Source organism: Aldersonia sp. NBC_00410 (genome assembly GCF_026342035.1).
In the GTDB taxonomy this organism is placed as follows: Bacteria; Actinomycetota; Actinomycetes; order Mycobacteriales; family Mycobacteriaceae; genus Aldersonia.
Window position 1 is genome coordinate 36,868 of sequence record NZ_JAPENM010000009.1, and the last position, 14,466, is coordinate 51,333.

Sequence of the window (14,466 nt, forward strand, 5' to 3'; positions counted from 1 at the left end):
CGAGGCCGAACTGCCGCGAGAGCACTGGGACTGCGCTGGCGCGCGTGAGCGTGCACGGGCACACGACTTGCCCGGCCGTCGGTGCCGATTCGTGCGTTCTGCAACGGTTGCGGGGATCCGGGGGCATCTCTCTCAACCGAGATATCGAATGCTTGATTCGGTTCGAAACTGGGTATCGAACCCATTATGAACGGTATTGTTCGCAAGATGACAGCACGCTCTCTCGCCAAATTCGTGTGTGCCGCGATCGTCGGATTGGGGGTGCAGCTCGTTCTGCCCACCCAGCCGGCATCGGCGGCACCGTGCCCCGACATCGAGGTGGTCTTCGCCCGGGGCACTGCCGAACCGCCTGGTCTCGGCATTACCGGAACCTCCTTCGCCGAATCGGTGCGCCTACGGTCCGGCGGGAAGTCGGTCGGGACGTACGGCGTGAACTACGCCGCGAGCGCCGACTTCAACCACCCGCTGAACGTCGTCAACACAGCCATGGACGGGATCAGGGACGCGCAAGGGCACGTTCAGTTCATGGCGGCAAACTGCCCCGGCACGAGGATCGTGCTCGGCGGATATTCGCAGGGTGCCGTAGTTGCTGCGCTCGCCACCATGGCCACGACACCGGCCGGCGTGCGCCCGGAATATGCAGCGAACGTGCCCCCACCGATGCCGCCGCAGATCGCCGGCCATGTCGCAGCAGTCGTGCTGTTCGGGTCGCCCTCGGACCGATTCATGCTCGACATCGGCGCACCCGTCGTCACCGTCGGGCCGGCCTACCTGGCGAAGACCCGGCAATACTGCATTCCGTTCGACAACATCTGTGATGGTCAACCCGCTCGCCAGCCGAATGGGCTACACGTTCTTTACGGCTTCAACGGGATGACCTTCGATGGGGCGGGGTTCGCGGTCGGTCACGCCTAGCCCTTGTCGGCTGCCGGATAGGCGTGGACCAGGGCTGACGATAGCTTCGGGACCGCGTGAGTCAGGGTGTGCTCGGCCTCATGCGCGATCCGGTGAGCTTCGTCGAGGCTGGTAGCGGGGTCAATGTCGAGTTCGGCGTCGGCGTGCAGGCTATGGCCGAGCCAACGCATCTTCACGCTGCGGACCTCGGTGACGCCCGGCTCAGCGGCCAGAGCAGCCTCGGCCGCGTCCACTAGGTGGGGGTCCACTCCGTCCATCAGGCGACGGAACACGTCGCGGACGGCCGTGCGCAGCACCGCGAGAATCGCCGCGGTGATGAGCAACCCGATGATGGGGTCGGCGAGCGGAAACCCAAGTCCCACACCGACTGCGCCGAACAAAACGGCGAGGGATGTGAAGCCGTCGGTACGGGCATGTAGACCGTCGGCGACGAGCGCAACCGAGCCGATCTGACGCCCCACTCGGATGCGGTAGATCGCGACGAGTTCGTTGCCGATGAAACCGATCAGCCCGGCGGCAGCGACCCACCCGACGTGCTCGATGGGCACGGGGTTGATCAGTCGGCGGACGGATTCGACTCCGGCGACGATCGCCGACAGGCTGATCATCGCAATCACGAACAGTCCGGCGAGGTCCTCGGCGCGGCCGAACCCGTAGGTGTAGCGCCGGGTGGCGGCCTTGGTCCCGAGAACGAATGCGATCCACAGCGGCAGGGCGGTCAGTGCGTCGGAGAAGTTGTGGATGGTGTCGGCCAACAGCGCGACCGACCCCGAAATCAGCACAATGACGATCTGGGAGATCGCCGTCGCGCCCAGGATGAGCAGGCTGATCTTCACCGCCCTGATTCCGGCGGCACTGGACTCCAGCGCGTCGTCGATGCTGTCGGAGGTGTCGTGACTATGCGGTGCAAATACCTCGCGGATCGCGGCGCCGAACTTGCCGCCCCACCCGTCGTGGCTGTGGCCGTGATGATGGCTGTGCTCGGCATTGCCGGTGGGTTCGTGGGTCACGATCGGCCGGCGTTCTGTCGGGCCGGTTTGGGGTCGGCGGGTTTGGGGTCGGCGGCGGAATTATCGGGGTGCAGCGTTGCGAGTTCGGCGGCATCGCGGTGGTGGCCGGGTATACCCGGTCCGGCGTGCTCGGCGTTGAAGACGGCATCGGTGACCAGTTGCCTGATGTGGTCGTTTTCGAGGCTGTAGAAGATCGTCGTGCCCTCGCGGCGGGTCCGAACCAGACGCGCCATCCGGAGCTTCGCCAGATGCTGAGATACCGACGGGGCGGGCTTTCCCACATGGGTGGCGAGATCGTTGACCGACATCTCGCGGCGCACAAGCGCCCACAACACCTGCACACGGGTGGCATCGGCCAGCATTCGGAATACCTCGACCACCAGGTCGGCCTGGTCGCCAGGAAGGCGGCGCGCACATGCTCCCGTATCTGCATTCATACGCAGATAATAGAACGGGCGGGCAGGGGTGTGGCAAGTTGGGAGCGCCGACTTCAACCCGCTAACGGTGTCAACACTGCGCGGGGCGCACAAGCGGATCAAGCTCTCGAACAGGAGGCCGAGGACGTAAAACACCCGTGTCACAGCGAGATTGGGACGATGCGCACCTGATCAACGCCGCCCGCGACATTCATGCCGATCACCGTGCCTTCGGATGCCGGTTCATCGCCGACGAATTTCCCGGCGGTGGGATCACCGCCAGCGAGAACCGAGTCGCACGGTTGTGCTCGCAGGAGCCCATCTGGTCGATCTTCGCCAAGGAGCGCGGACTGAACCGTCGATCAGGGCCACCGGTCCACGACGACCTCGTCGCCCGCCAGTTCAGCGCCCGGGCCGACAAGCAGGTGTGGCTGACCGACATCACCGAGCACCCCACCGAGGAAGGCAAGCTCTGCGCCTTCAAGCGCGTCTACTCTACCCGGATCGTGGGCTACTCGATCGACTCGCGGATGAAGTCCTCGCTCGCGGTGATCGCCCTGAACCGGCAGTGGCGTTGCGCTCACCTGTCGCGACGAATACCGGAACCACCGTCGCAGAGGGGTCCGAATTCAGGCGACGTTGACACGGAAGAAGACTTCTAGTGTTTGGGGCCCCGGCTGGGATCAGTCGCGGTCGTAATGACACACGGCCTCGAGCATGATCCCGAACGGGTCCAGCCAGAACGTGGCGTAATACGGGGGCGGGTACTCCGGAAAATCGCGCGGTGGATGGATCACTTTTCCACACACTGACAGCACGTGACGATGCACCAGATCAACATCGCCTCTCGTCCTCAGCATGAACGCCAGGTGCTGGAGTCCGGTCCTGTCGCGTGAGTACGGCATCCGATCTACGGCCGGATACAAGAACAAATACGTCCCAGGCTTTCCGCCCGCCGGCTTGTAGGCGCACTGATCATCAGCAGCGAGGAACGGCTCAAAACCCAGCAGCGGCAACAGCGCATCGTAATATGCCTGCGCCCCTAGAAGATCCGGAACGTTCAGCCCCACATGACCGAGCACGCCACCATCCTGCCACAGCAATGGTGCGGTCGACCGCCCCAGCCCGCGGCCGACCTGTGCGAGGTTCCCCCGGATAGTGGACATCGAGATAGCGGGATCGCTGGTCTCGCTGGTCTCGCTGGTCTCGCTGGTCTCGCTGGTCTCGCTGGGAGGATGTCCCTCATGGCACGAACACGTCGGTCGTTCACGACCGAGTACAAGGTGGAGGATGCGCGCCGAAGCACTGTTCGGCAAATGGACCAGCGACGAGCGTCGCCGCGTGGAGCGGCTGCGGTGAACGGTGAGGCACCGTTGAGTGCGGCCGAACGCACCGAACTGCTGCGGCTGCGCAAGCAGGTCGCCGAGCAGGAGAAAGACCTCGCGTTCCTGAAAAAAGCGTCCGCGTACTTCGCCGCGAATCAACAACGGTAGAGCTCTACTTGTTGATGGACACGGAGTACGCGAGCACCGAGACAACCCGCATGGCACGACTGCTCGAGGTGTCGACATCTGGGTACTACAAGCACCGCATCCGCAATGCGGCAAGCGAATTGACGCGGTACGCCCAACGGAGGGCGGATCTGGAGGTCAAGATTGTGGCCCACCACAGGACGGCGGGTGGGTGTACGGGTCGCCGCGGATCACCGCCGATCTGCGGGTGTCAGCGCTCCTTGAAAACTAGGCCACTGCCGCTCTTTGAAAATCGGCCACCCAACGACGATCGGATGGGTGATCACAGTGCAGGACTGGGCGCAGATCAGGTATCTCCACAAGGGCGAGGGCCTGTCGATTCGGGCGATCGCGACGCGGATGGGGATCTCGCGGGACACGGTTGCGCGGGCGATCGCTGCGGAGTCGCCGCCGAGGTATTCGCGGGTGTCGGGGCCCTCGGCGTTCGATCCGTTCGATCCGCATGTTCGGGCGCTGCTGGCAGAGTTCCCGATGATGCCCGCGACCGTGATCGCGCAGCGGGTCGGCTGGGTGGGCTCGCAGTCCTGGTTTCGTAAGAAGGTCGCGGCGCTGCGCCCGGAGTACGCGCCGAAGGACCCGGCCGACCGGATCTCGTATCGGCCCGGCGATCAGGCGCAATGCGATCTGTGGTTTCCGCCGGTCCCGGTTCCGTTGGGGCACGGGCAGATCGGCTCGCCGCCGGTGCTGGTGATGGTTTCCTCGTTCTCCCGGTTCATCACCGCGACCATGATCCCGACCCGTACGACACCGGATCTGTTGGCCGGCATGTGGTCGCTGCTCGATGAGCAACTCGGTGCGGTGCCTCGCCGACTGGTGTGGGACAACGAAACCGGTATCGGCCGTGGGGGCCGGCTGGCCCAGGGCGTGGCCGAGTTCACCGGCACCCTGGCGACCAGAATCGTGCAGCTCAAACCGTTCGACCCGGAATCGAAAGGCATCGTCGAACGGGCCAACGGCTACTTCGAGACGTCGTTTCTGCCCGGCCGGTCGTTCACCTCACCAGCTGATTTCAACGCCCAGCTGCTGGAGTGGTTGGCGGGCGCGAACACTCGGCGCGTCCGTAGGACCTGCGCGGTGCCGGCGGAGCTGATCGACGCCGACCGTGCCGCGATGGTCGAGTTGGCGCCGCTCGCCCCGGGAGTCGGGTTCACCGGACGGGTCGGCTGCCCCGTGACTACTACGTGCGGGTGCTGGGCAACGACTACTCCATCGACCCGAGCGTGATCGGTCGCATGATCGATCTGCACGCCGACCTGTCGATGGTCACCGTCCACTGCGGCCGCGACCTGGTCGCCCGCCATCCCCGCGCCTGGGCGCGGCACCAGACCATCACCGATCCCGACCACGTCGCCATCGCGGCACGGATGCGAGCAGAGTTCGGGCGCGGGGCATGTACTGAGCCCGGTGACGCCGAGCAGGGTTTGGCGCGGGATCTGGCCGACTACGACACCCGCTTCGGCATCGACTTCGACGACGAGGTGGTGGCCCGATGACACCGACGGAAACCACCAAGCAGATCGAGTACTACGCGGGCGCACTGAAAGCTCCCCGCATCCGCGAGGCCGCCACCCGCTTGGCCGGCCAGGCCCGCGACTCGGGCTGGAGCCACGAGGAATACCTCGCCGCGGTGCTCTCACGCGAGGTTGCCGCGCGTGAGTCCTCCGGCGCCGAGCTCCGCATCCGCGCCGCCGGATTCCCCGCCCGAAAAGCCATCGAGGAGTTCAACTTCGATCACCAACCCGGCCTCAAACGCGACACCATCGCCCACCTGACGACCAGCCAGTTCATCGCCAAGGCGCAGAACGTGGTGATGCTCGGACCACCGGGAACCGGCAAAACCCATCTGTCCATCGGGCTCGGCATCGCCGCCGCTCACCACGGACACCGGGTCCTGTTCGCGACCGCGGTCGACTGGGTCGCCCGCCTGCAGACCGCCCCACCAACAGGGCCGACTCGCCACCGAACTCACCAAGCTGCGCCGCTACGGACTGTTGATCGTGGACGAGGTCGGATACATCCCCTTCGGGCAAGACGCAGCGAACCTGTTCTTCCAACTGGTCTCGAGCCGCTACGAGCACGCCTCGCTGATCCTCACCAGCAACCTGCCCTTCTCCCGATGGGGCGACGTGTTCAGCGACCACGTCGTCGCCGCTGCGATGATCGACCGCATCGTCCACCACGCCGAAGTCCTCACCCTCAAAGGCAACAGCTACCGACTCCGCGCACCGAAATCGACACACTCCCGTCCATGCGGACCGACAACACGGCAGACTAGACACCACCAACGTGGCCCGAAATTCGAAGAGCGCCACCGGCCGGAATTCAAAGAGCGTCGACAGCGGGCCGGCGGTGACCTTGTGACGGAGAAGACCGTTGCCAAGATCATGGCCGAGATCGGCATCGAGGCATCAGCCCGCGGACGTTCAAAACTCGTAAGACGGTGGTCGATCCGTTCGCGTCGTTTCCTGCCGATCTGGTGCAACGCCGCTTCGATCAGGGTCTCATCGATGTGGTGTGGACTTCCGATATCACCTACCTGAGGTGCGGCGAGGGCGAGATGTACTTGTGTGCGATCAAGGACGAATATTCGAAACGAGTGGTGGGATGGTCGGTCGCCGATCACATGCGTACTGAGTTGGTCACCGACGCACTTGAGCGAGCCGTACGTGCGCGTGGAGGTGATTGCACCGGTATAATTCTGCGTTCGGACCGCGGAAGTCACTATACCGCAGGGGTATTCGAACGAGCGTGTGCGCGGTTCGGGTTGCGCCGATCGATGACCTTCACGGTGCCCCAGTCGGACTCGAACCGACCCTTGGCGGATTTAAGCCCGCTGCCTCTGTCCGATTAGGGTTGCTGTAATGCCGCGCCGCGATCCAATTTGGACGCCAATCCCCCTGTCTGACTATGCCTTATTGGGTCAACACGCTCCGTTGTCGTCAGCGCTGAGCGTTGCCGCAGGTTGGCCGTTTCCTGCCGCGCTGCTGTCACGCCGCGACCCGCGCCAGCAGTGCGGACTCACAGCAAAGTGACGAGTGACGACTCAGCCAGCCGACGGCTTCACGGAAGCGCTTCGCCTAGTCCTAACGAGCCCTTACTGAGAAGGATTGGCCCCAAGTCGATCAACCACGGCGAAGAGTTCTTCGTAGATCGACCCGGGGATGGAGTACGTGTCGGTTGACGACACCTCGGACAGGTGCGTGGCGATATCGTCTGCGCTGGCGGTAGCGTCCGCATCGGCCAGCCATCCATCTCCAAGGCCGACGAACGCCCGGGAGTACCTTCCGGCGCACGCCGAGTAGTTCTGATGGCTTAATTCGCAGGCGCGACTCGCCAAGAAGACCACTATCGGCACCACCTTCTCAGGCTTGATCAGGTCCAACAAACCTGATTCCTCTAGTGCCTTTGAATCACCCACGGTCTCGGTAACCATGCGCGAAAAGCCAAAGGGTAAAACCGTATTCGAACAGATGCCGTGATCGGCGCCTTCGAGGGCAACTATGTTGCTCAGGCCGAGGAGACCCGCCTTCGCGGCGGCGTAGTGAGCCTCAAGATGCTGCCCGAAGAGTCCGCCAGATGATGAGATGAATACGAACCTGCCGTAACCCTGCCGCTTCATCACCCTAAATGCCGGCTGGCTCAGGTAAAAGCCGCCGTCCAGATGCACGCTGAGCATCCGCCTCCACTGAGTCGGAGTCATCTCATCGAACGCGATGCTGTTGAAAATGCCGGCGTTGCTGATCACCGCGTCCAGGCGGCCGAAGTTTTCGACTGCAGCTTGCACAATCGCTTCGCCACCTTCTGGACTGTCCACCGAGTCATACGAAGCAATTGCCGAACCGCCCGCTGCGGTGATCTCGGCGACTACATCATCGGCGACCTTGCTGTCAGCGCCCTCGCCGTGCATGGATCCGCCAAGATCGTTGACTACCACCGAGGCTCCGCGCTTCGCCAAATCCAGCGCGTAAAGGCGGCCAAGGCCCCGGCCAGCGCCTGTCACAACAGCTACTTGATCCGTGAAGTCGATCACGAGGTTCCCTCCGTGCTGGTTCGGATGGAACCGTAGCAGCGGAACAATTATTTGGTCAACCAGCCTGGGCAGGGTTGTCAGCTCGTTCACGCCCCAGCGCAACGGTTAGCGGGTGTTACGACTGTGTAGCTCTACAACGTTGCCGGTGACTGAGCAACACCACGGCCAACTTTCGGTGCGGCCTGTTCGTCCTCGTTGATGTAGTCCGCGTAGGTGCTTAGCGTCAGTACGAACGTGGAGTGCCCGAGCCACTTGCTGACCTGCATGTAGTGCTCGCCCGCACTCAGGTTCATGGTGGCGAACGTATGCCGCAAGTCGCGGAAACGTACCGACCCTAGGCCAACGCGGCGCAGGCGGGCTGCAGGTAGTTCTCGTACAGGTTGCCCGCGTGGACGGGGTTAGCCCAATCGAACACATAGCGATTGATCCGGCCCGGAAACAGCGGTGCGTGCCCGATGTACTTGCTGCCTCCGGCAGCGTTAAGGCCGGGCAAGATCGGCGAATTGACTCATGCTGACCTTGCCGGAACCGTTCTCCAGAGAACGGTTCTCCGCTGGCCTTCCCCCGGCTCCGCCGTGTTCCACGTTGCGCGCAACCAGCAGACCCAACCGCCAGCCGCCTTGTTTGAAGTGCTGCCCGAACTCGCGGGCGTCGTCATCCATAGACATAGATGTGCCTGTGGCCTTCCAGAAAGCGCAGTGAACCCCCAACCGACGGTTGGTAGGACCAGCGCGCTTTTGGGGACTTACGGAATGGACACTGCCGCCGCCACGTCTGTTGACTGGTGCCGCCGACGCTCCTCACCCTAGGTAGCCATCGCCACTGGTAAATCGCCCTGAACTGCGCCGTTGTGTCTCTAGGTGCAGCTGGGACGGCAGGCACTGCTGATGCGGGTGGGGTGAAGGGCAAACCCCTGTGCGCGGGTGCTGCAGCGGTGCTGTTGGCCGTGCTGCTGTCACGCCGCTGTCACGGTGCCGGTTTTGAGCGCGACGGCGCGTTGTGCCGGGCAGAAAAAGCTGCTCTGACCTGCACCTTCACAGTGCCCCCAGTCGGACTCGAACCGACACTTGGCGGATTTTAAGTCCGCTGCCTCTGCCAATTGGGCTATGGGGGCCAAGGGCTTCGAGCCCGCGCTCAGCGTACCGACATTGCGATTCCGTCCAGAATGTCGTGTTCGCTGACGACAAGTTCGGAAATGCCTGCGCGCCTGTGAAACTCGTCGGCGAGGGTGGAGCAGACGATGGCGCCGCCGCCGATCACGTCCACCCGGCCCGGATGCATCGGGCCGAGCGCAGCGCGCTGTTCGTGGTTCATTTCGACCAACCCCTTGCACACCTCGTACAGCCGGGGCAGGTCGATGCGGGACAGGTGCACCTTGGCCGGGTCGTACTCGGGCAAGTCGCGGCCGAGCGCGGCGATCGTGGTCATCGTCCCCGCCACGCCGACCCAGGTTCGCGCCTGCGCCACCGGCACCACGTCCAGCGCTTCACCCACCCGCTCGGAAACGAATTGCTTTGCTGCCGAGACCTCTTCACTCGTCGGCGGATCGGTCTTCAAGCAGCGCTCGGTGATTCGCACGCAGCCGATGTTCGCCGAGAACGCCGCCCGGACACCATGAGCGTCACCGAGCACCAATTCGGTCGATCCGCCACCGAGATCCACCACGACGAACGGCCCCTCGGCCGGGTCGAGTTCGCCGACCGCTCCCGCGAACGACAGTCGCGCCTCCTCGTCGCCGGTGATGACTTCGGCCACCGCACCCGGCACGACGGCACCCAACTCCGCTCGGGTCATTGCAAAGAAGTCTTCCCGATTGCGTGCATCGCGCGTCGCCGAGGTCGCGACCATCCGCACGGCGCCGACCCCGGTCTCGCGCATCATCTCCACGTACTCGTGCAGCGCCACCCTGGTTCGCTCGATCGCCTCCGGCACGAACGCACCCGTTGCGTCCACGCCCTGTCCGAGCCGGACGATGCGCATTTCGCGACGCACATCGGTCAGCGTGCCGGTCTCGTCGATATCGGCGATCAGCAGGCGGATCGAGTTTGTCCCGCAATCGATTCCCGCAACCCGTCGAGTCACGCGTGACCTTCCATCTTGTCGTCGGCCACCGGTGCATCCTCGGACACCGGTTCGGGGCCTTCGTATTCCGGCCAGTCCGCGGGAAGCGCCGTGCCCCGCAAACGTCCACGTGCCGCCAGCGCCACCGACTCGTCGCCGAGCGGATTCACCCCCGGCCCCTTCGCCAGCGCGTGCGCCATCAGCACGTGCAGGCACTTCACTCGCTCCGGCATACCGCCACCGGTGAAAGTGGTTCCGAGCGAATCGATCTCGTCGCGCTCGGCCAGATAGCTCTCGTGTGCCCGACGGTACGCATCCGCCAACTCCGGATCGGTCGATAATCGTTCGGTCATCTCCCGCATCACGCCGGCCGACTCCTGCCTGCTCGCCTCCGCGGTGAGCCGCGGATCGGTCAGGTAATACAGCGTGGGAAACGGTGTGCCGTCCGGCAATCGGGGTGCGGTCTTCACCACCGCGGGCAGCCCGTCGGGAGTGCGGTACGCGACCGCGAGCACTCCACGGGGCACCCGCCCGAGTTGCCGTTCGATGACGGCGAGGTCATCCTCGGTCGGGTCGACATGTACTTCACTCACCCGCCCGGACCTCCCGGGGCGGGCGGTGCCGCCGGGGCCGGCGGTGGCGCGACGGGTGCCGGCACCGGGCCGACCGGGCGCGGCTCGGACACCGAATCCCACAGGTCGCTGTACCACGTGCCGGATGTCGGTTCTGGTTTGGCGCGTTCGGCTTGCGCCGCCTCGTACGCCCCGGGCAACTGCACCTGATAGGGGGTCTCCCCCGGCATCACCAGGCGCAACCGGTCGCGAGCCTCCGCGGCGACATACGCCGGGTCGTCCTGCTGCTGCTTCTTCAGCTGTAGCTCCGCAATGTCGTTTTCGAGCTTCACCCGCTCGGCCTCGATGCTCGACGCGTCGCTGCGCTGGGTGAAGTAGGTGCGCAGCGGGACTGCGAGAGTCAACGCGAGCATGCAGACGACCACGGCGAGAATCACCGCCCGCGCCGTCGAGAGGCCGAAGATCGTGTGATCCGACCGTGGCCCGCCGTCCGCAGCACGCTTGCGTCCGATGACCCGTACCGAACGGTCCCGGTCCGTGCCCTCACCGGACGGCTTGGACGCGGGCGCGCGCCGTTCCCGGTCGGCACCGGACCCCGACGCGCGCCGTCCACCTGCTTGGTTCTGCGTCCGCCGTTCCGCACGCGGCGACCGGCGCGCGTCCCGACCACCTTGGTCGGGACCCGGCTTGCGCGTGCGGCGAGCAGCCATGACTCAGTTGCCGAAGCTGAACCGCGGGAAGGCGACGTCACCGGCGTAGCGCGCGGCGTCGCCGAGCTGATCCTCGATGCGCAGCAGCTGGTTGTACTTCGCCACCCGCTCCGAACGCGCGGGCGCGCCGGTCTTGATCTGGCCGCTGCCGACCGCCACCGCGAGGTCGGCGATCGTGGTGTCCTCGGTCTCGCCGCTGCGGTGGCTCATCATCGTCTTGTAGCCCGCGCGGTGCGCGAGCTCGACCGCGTCGAGCGTCTCGGTAAGGGTGCCGATCTGGTTGACCTTCACCAGCAGCGCGTTCGCCGCGCCCTTGGCGATTCCGTCCGCGAGGCGATCCGGGTTGGTCACGAACAGGTCGTCGCCGACGATCTGAACCTTCTCACCGATGTCGTCGGTGAGCGACACCCAACCGTCCCAGTCGTTCTCGTTGAGCGGATCCTCGATCGACACCAGCGGATAGTTGTTGACGAGATCCTCGTAGAACCGCGTCAGCTCGGCCGCGCTGTGCGCCTTGCCCTCGAACAGGTAGCTGCCGTCCTTGTAGAACTCCGAGGCCGCCACGTCGAGCGCGAGTGCCACATCGGCACCCAGCTTGAGTCCGGTCTTGCCGACCGCGACCTCGATGAGGTCGAGCGCGGCCTTGGTGTTCGCGGCGTCCGGGGCGAAACCGCCCTCGTCGCCGAGCCCGGTCGCGAGGCCCTTCTCCTTCAGCACCGACTTGAGCGCGTGGTAGACCTCCGTGCCCCAGCGCAGCGCTTCCTTGAAGGTGGGCGCACCGATCGGCGCGACCATGAACTCCTGCACGTCGACACCGGTATCGGCGTGCGCGCCACCGTTGAGGATGTTCATCATCGGCACCGGCAGTACGTGTGCGTTCGGGCCGCCGATGTACTGGTACAGGTCCAGATCCGACGACTGCGCCGCCGCGCGCGCAACGGCCAGCGAGGCGCCGAGCAGCGCGTTCGCGCCGAGCCGCGACTTGTCCGGCGTGCCGTCGAGGTCGAGCAGCGTCTGGTCGACGACGCGCTGCTCCACTGCGTCGAGGCCGATCAAGGCAGGCGCGATCTCGTCGAGCACACCATTGACTGCCTTCGTGACGCCCTTACCGCCGTAGCGACTGCCGCCGTCACGCAACTCGACGGCCTCGTGCTCACCTGTCGAGGCACCGGAAGGCACCGCCGCACGGGTCACCGTGCCGTCGTCGAGCGCGATCTCGACCTCGACCGTCGGGTTTCCCCTCGAGTCGAGGATCTCGCGAGCTCCAACCTGTTCGATGATGGCCACGAACGACACTCCTTCGGCGGTGAACACGTGCCTGCACTGCGGGCAGACTTGTCGGTGCGAGCCTATCGCCCCGCGCCGGACGGGGTGCGTCGTGTCGGCCTGCGTTTTGCAACCCCGGGATCGCCGGAAACGCGACGATTGCCGTCCGGACGGTCAGGACAGTTCGGCGCCGACGCTGTAGAGCGCGGCCCGGTGTCGCACCTCGCGCAGATACGAGCCCGACTGGTTGTAGGCCATCAGCGCGTTCTGCCAGCCCTCGGCGGTGCGCAGGTTCCCACCGCGCGCGCACAGATAGCGGGCCGCGGTGAGCGCGGCGTCGTCGATGTTGTCCGGATCGAGCACACCGTCGCCGTTCGCGTCGGCCGCCCAGACCCGCCACGTCTCCGGGATGAACTGGAACGGCCCGATCGCCCGGTCGTGCTCGGTGTCCCCGTCGAGGGTGCCGCCGTCGGAGTCGTCGATTTCGGCGATCCCGGGCGAGCCGTCGAGCGCCGCGCCGCGGATCGGCGGGTCGACGCGGCCGTCCGGCAGCACCGTCGAGCGGCCGTGCATGCCGTGCTTCGATTCGACGCTCGCGATGCCGGCCAGCGTTGTCCACGCGATTCCGCAGTCCGGTGCGCTGCGCGCGAGCACCGCAGCGGCGTAGCCGTACGCCTCCAGCGCGATGACCGGGATGTCGTGCGCGTCGGACTGTTCGGTCGCCCAGGCCGATAGTTGAGTCGCCGACCGGCCGGGCGCGTCGATGTCGATCGGCGGCAACGGGGCACCGGGACCGGGCGGAATGCCCTCGGGCACGTCGATGCCGTCGCCGAATCCCGCACATCCGGCGGTCACGATCGTCGACGTCACCAGCGCGGCGAGGAGACAGCGACGAATCCGGGGCACGCATCCATCCTGCACGCCAAGTGTTAAAGCATTGGTAAAGCCGTCTGGCGTGTCTCGAATCCGGGTGTATGTTTCTGGATCAGACCAAGGTTCGCCTTGCCTATTAAAGTGAGCGATCCGAACGACAACGAGGTTCCCTTTATGTCCCTGCTCGCCGTGTCCTCGACCGCGCCTTCGATCGCGACTCAACTGTTCGGGAGTGGGCTGATCGGGCTGCGCGAAGGCCTCGAGGCCGGGATCGTGGTCATGATCCTCGTGGCGTTCCTGGTCAAGCTGGACCGCCGCGACGCGCTCAAATGGGTGTGGATCGGGGTTGGTGCCGCGGTCGCGATGGTGGCAGCGATCTTCCTCGGTATTCGTTACGGCACCTCCACGATCGACGGGCTCGTCGCCGAACTCATCGCCGGGATCGCCTCGCTCGTCGCGGTGGCCATCGTCACCGGCATGGTGCTGTGGATGCGGACCGCGGCCAGGTCCATCTCCGGCGATTTGCGGGCGGGGATGGAGCGCGCGCTCGGGCTGGGACCGTTCGCGGTCGTGTCGCTGGCGTTCTTCGCGGTCGGGCGCGAAGGAGTCGAGACCGCCCTGCTCATGGTCGGATACGCAGAAAACACCGCGGGTAGCCCGTGGCCACTGGTGGGTGTGCTGATCGGCCTCGGCATCGCCGCCATCGTGACCGTGCTGCTCTACTTCGGCGCCGTCCGCATCGACTTCGCGCGGTTCTTCAAATACACCGGCATCGTCCTCATCTTCGTCGCGGCCGGGATCCTGTCCTACGGGGTGCGGGCGCTGCAGACCGCCGGATGGTTTGCGGGCGGATCGACCAACGCCTTCGACATCTCCGCGACCTACGACCAGTCGAGCTGGTATGGCACCGTGCTCGCCGGCATCTTCAATTTCCGGCCCGACCCGACGCTGGCGCAAGCCATCGCCTGGGTCACCTACATCGCGGTGGTCCTGCCGCTTTTCCTGCGCCCGGTGCGGTCCAAGCCGATGTCCGCACCCAAGGCCGCCACCGAAGAACTCACACCAGAAACATCCTGAGAGG

At 65.4% G+C, this 14,466-nt stretch carries 14 protein-coding genes, 1 tRNA gene and 4 pseudogenes; 7 read left to right on the forward strand and 12 right to left on the reverse strand.

What is annotated here, in order from left to right; translation table 11 throughout:
* The first annotated feature begins 207 nt into the window (after positions 1-207).
* Positions 208-915, forward strand: a complete 708-nt coding sequence (locus OG921_RS20195) for a cutinase family protein (RefSeq protein WP_266114321.1) — start codon at positions 208-210, stop codon at positions 913-915.
* On the opposite strand, the gene OG921_RS20200 is transcribed toward OG921_RS20195, so the two are convergent.
* A complete protein-coding gene (locus OG921_RS20200; RefSeq protein ID WP_266114322.1) occupies positions 912-1,925 on the reverse strand; it encodes a cation diffusion facilitator family transporter in 1,014 nt (337 codons plus the stop codon). The two genes, OG921_RS20195 and OG921_RS20200, sit on opposite strands and share 4 nt — an antisense overlap.
* Positions 1,922-2,362: a metalloregulator ArsR/SmtB family transcription factor gene (locus OG921_RS20205; protein WP_266114323.1), complete on the reverse strand. Its 441-nt coding sequence runs from the start codon at positions 2,360-2,362 to the stop codon at positions 1,922-1,924. Before OG921_RS20205 ends, OG921_RS20200 begins: the two co-directional genes overlap by 4 nt.
* A 95-nt stretch (positions 2,363-2,457) precedes the next feature.
* On the opposite strand from OG921_RS20205, the pseudogene OG921_RS20210 reads away from it, so the two are divergent.
* Positions 2,458-2,936 (forward strand): annotated as a pseudogene (locus tag OG921_RS20210) (transposase); the annotation flags it as partial.
* An 88-nt stretch (positions 2,937-3,024) separates the two neighbouring features.
* Here OG921_RS20210 and OG921_RS20215 read toward each other — a convergent pair.
* Positions 3,025-3,423 carry a VOC family protein gene (locus OG921_RS20215; RefSeq protein ID WP_266114324.1) on the reverse strand — a complete coding sequence of 133 codons (399 nt, stop codon included), beginning with the start codon at positions 3,421-3,423 and terminating at the stop codon, positions 3,025-3,027.
* 162 nt (positions 3,424-3,585) lie between these two features.
* Between OG921_RS20215 and OG921_RS20220 the strand changes: the two genes are divergently transcribed.
* The 4 genes and pseudogenes from OG921_RS20220 to OG921_RS26735 all read left to right on the forward strand — a co-directional run bounded on the left by OG921_RS20220 (position 3,586) and on the right by OG921_RS26735 (position 6,724).
* Positions 3,586-3,834 carry a hypothetical protein gene (locus OG921_RS20220; protein ID WP_266114325.1) on the forward strand — a complete coding sequence of 83 codons (249 nt, stop codon included), beginning with the start codon at positions 3,586-3,588 and terminating at the stop codon, positions 3,832-3,834.
* A 297-nt stretch (positions 3,835-4,131) separates the two neighbouring features.
* Positions 4,132-5,366 (forward strand): annotated as a pseudogene (gene istA, locus OG921_RS20225) (IS21 family transposase).
* A pseudogene (gene istB / locus OG921_RS20230) lies at positions 5,363-6,095 on the forward strand (IS21-like element helper ATPase IstB); the annotation flags it as partial. The pseudogenes istA and istB, both read left to right, overlap by 4 nt.
* A gap of 335 nt (positions 6,096-6,430) precedes the next feature.
* Positions 6,431-6,724 carry a DDE-type integrase/transposase/recombinase gene (locus OG921_RS26735; RefSeq protein WP_353962101.1) on the forward strand — a complete coding sequence of 98 codons (294 nt, stop codon included), beginning with the start codon at positions 6,431-6,433 and terminating at the stop codon, positions 6,722-6,724.
* 243 nt (positions 6,725-6,967) lie between these two features.
* Here OG921_RS26735 and OG921_RS20235 read toward each other — a convergent pair whose 3' ends face one another.
* From OG921_RS20235 to OG921_RS20275, 9 genes and pseudogenes are all read right to left on the reverse strand, one after another.
* Positions 6,968-7,903 carry an SDR family NAD(P)-dependent oxidoreductase gene (locus OG921_RS20235; protein WP_266114326.1) on the reverse strand — a complete coding sequence of 312 codons (936 nt, stop codon included), beginning with the start codon at positions 7,901-7,903 and terminating at the stop codon, positions 6,968-6,970.
* Between the two features lie 131 nt (positions 7,904-8,034).
* Positions 8,035-8,360 (reverse strand): annotated as a pseudogene (locus OG921_RS26645) (site-specific integrase); the annotation flags it as partial.
* A 22-nt stretch (positions 8,361-8,382) separates the two neighbouring features.
* Positions 8,383-8,565 (reverse strand): hypothetical protein, encoded by a 183-nt coding sequence (locus OG921_RS20245; protein WP_266114328.1) that lies wholly within the window; start codon positions 8,563-8,565, stop codon positions 8,383-8,385.
* Positions 8,566-8,943: 378 nt separating this feature from the next.
* Positions 8,944-9,017, reverse strand: a tRNA-Leu gene (locus OG921_RS20250).
* Positions 9,018-9,037: 20 nt separating this feature from the next.
* Positions 9,038-9,985 carry a Ppx/GppA phosphatase family protein gene (locus tag OG921_RS20255; RefSeq protein WP_266114329.1) on the reverse strand — a complete coding sequence of 316 codons (948 nt, stop codon included), beginning with the start codon at positions 9,983-9,985 and terminating at the stop codon, positions 9,038-9,040.
* Complete coding sequence (locus OG921_RS20260; protein ID WP_266114330.1) at positions 9,982-10,557, reverse strand: DUF501 domain-containing protein; 576 nt, start codon at positions 10,555-10,557, stop codon at positions 9,982-9,984. The genes OG921_RS20255 and OG921_RS20260 overlap by 4 nt, the downstream gene beginning before the upstream one ends.
* The gene (locus OG921_RS20265; protein ID WP_266114331.1) at positions 10,554-11,246 is read right to left on the reverse strand and encodes a septum formation initiator family protein; all 693 of its coding nucleotides are present in this window, start codon (positions 11,244-11,246) and stop codon (positions 10,554-10,556) included. The genes OG921_RS20260 and OG921_RS20265 overlap by 4 nt, the downstream gene beginning before the upstream one ends.
* 3 nt (positions 11,247-11,249) lie before the next feature.
* On the reverse strand, positions 11,250-12,533 hold the full coding sequence (gene eno / locus OG921_RS20270) for a phosphopyruvate hydratase (protein ID WP_266114332.1): 1,284 nt from the start codon (positions 12,531-12,533) through the stop codon (positions 11,250-11,252).
* 153 nt (positions 12,534-12,686) lie between these two features.
* Complete coding sequence (locus tag OG921_RS20275) at positions 12,687-13,385, reverse strand: lytic transglycosylase domain-containing protein (RefSeq protein ID WP_266114532.1); 699 nt, start codon at positions 13,383-13,385, stop codon at positions 12,687-12,689.
* A gap of 174 nt (positions 13,386-13,559) precedes the next feature.
* Here OG921_RS20275 and efeU point away from each other — a divergent pair, with 174 nt between their 5' ends.
* Entirely contained in the window at positions 13,560-14,462 is a 903-nt protein-coding gene (gene efeU / locus OG921_RS20280) for an iron uptake transporter permease EfeU (RefSeq protein WP_266114533.1), read from the forward strand.
* Positions 14,463-14,466: the final 4 nt, after the last annotated feature.

Coding starts and splice junctions, on each gene's coding strand:
- OG921_RS20265 (WP_266114331.1), bottom strand. CDS start 11,246: ATGGCTGCTCGCCGCACGCGCAAGCCGGGTCCCGACCAAGGTGGTCGG.
- OG921_RS20220 (WP_266114325.1), top strand. CDS start 3,586: ATGGCACGAACACGTCGGTCGTTCACGACCGAGTACAAGGTGGAGGAT.
- efeU (WP_266114533.1), top strand. CDS start 13,560: ATGTCCCTGCTCGCCGTGTCCTCGACCGCGCCTTCGATCGCGACTCAA.
- OG921_RS26735 (WP_353962101.1), top strand. CDS start 6,431: ATGTACTTGTGTGCGATCAAGGACGAATATTCGAAACGAGTGGTGGGA.
- OG921_RS20245 (WP_266114328.1), bottom strand. CDS start 8,565: ATGGATGACGACGCCCGCGAGTTCGGGCAGCACTTCAAACAAGGCGGC.
- OG921_RS20205 (WP_266114323.1), bottom strand. CDS start 2,362: ATGAATGCAGATACGGGAGCATGTGCGCGCCGCCTTCCTGGCGACCAG.
- OG921_RS20195 (WP_266114321.1), top strand. CDS start 208: ATGACAGCACGCTCTCTCGCCAAATTCGTGTGTGCCGCGATCGTCGGA.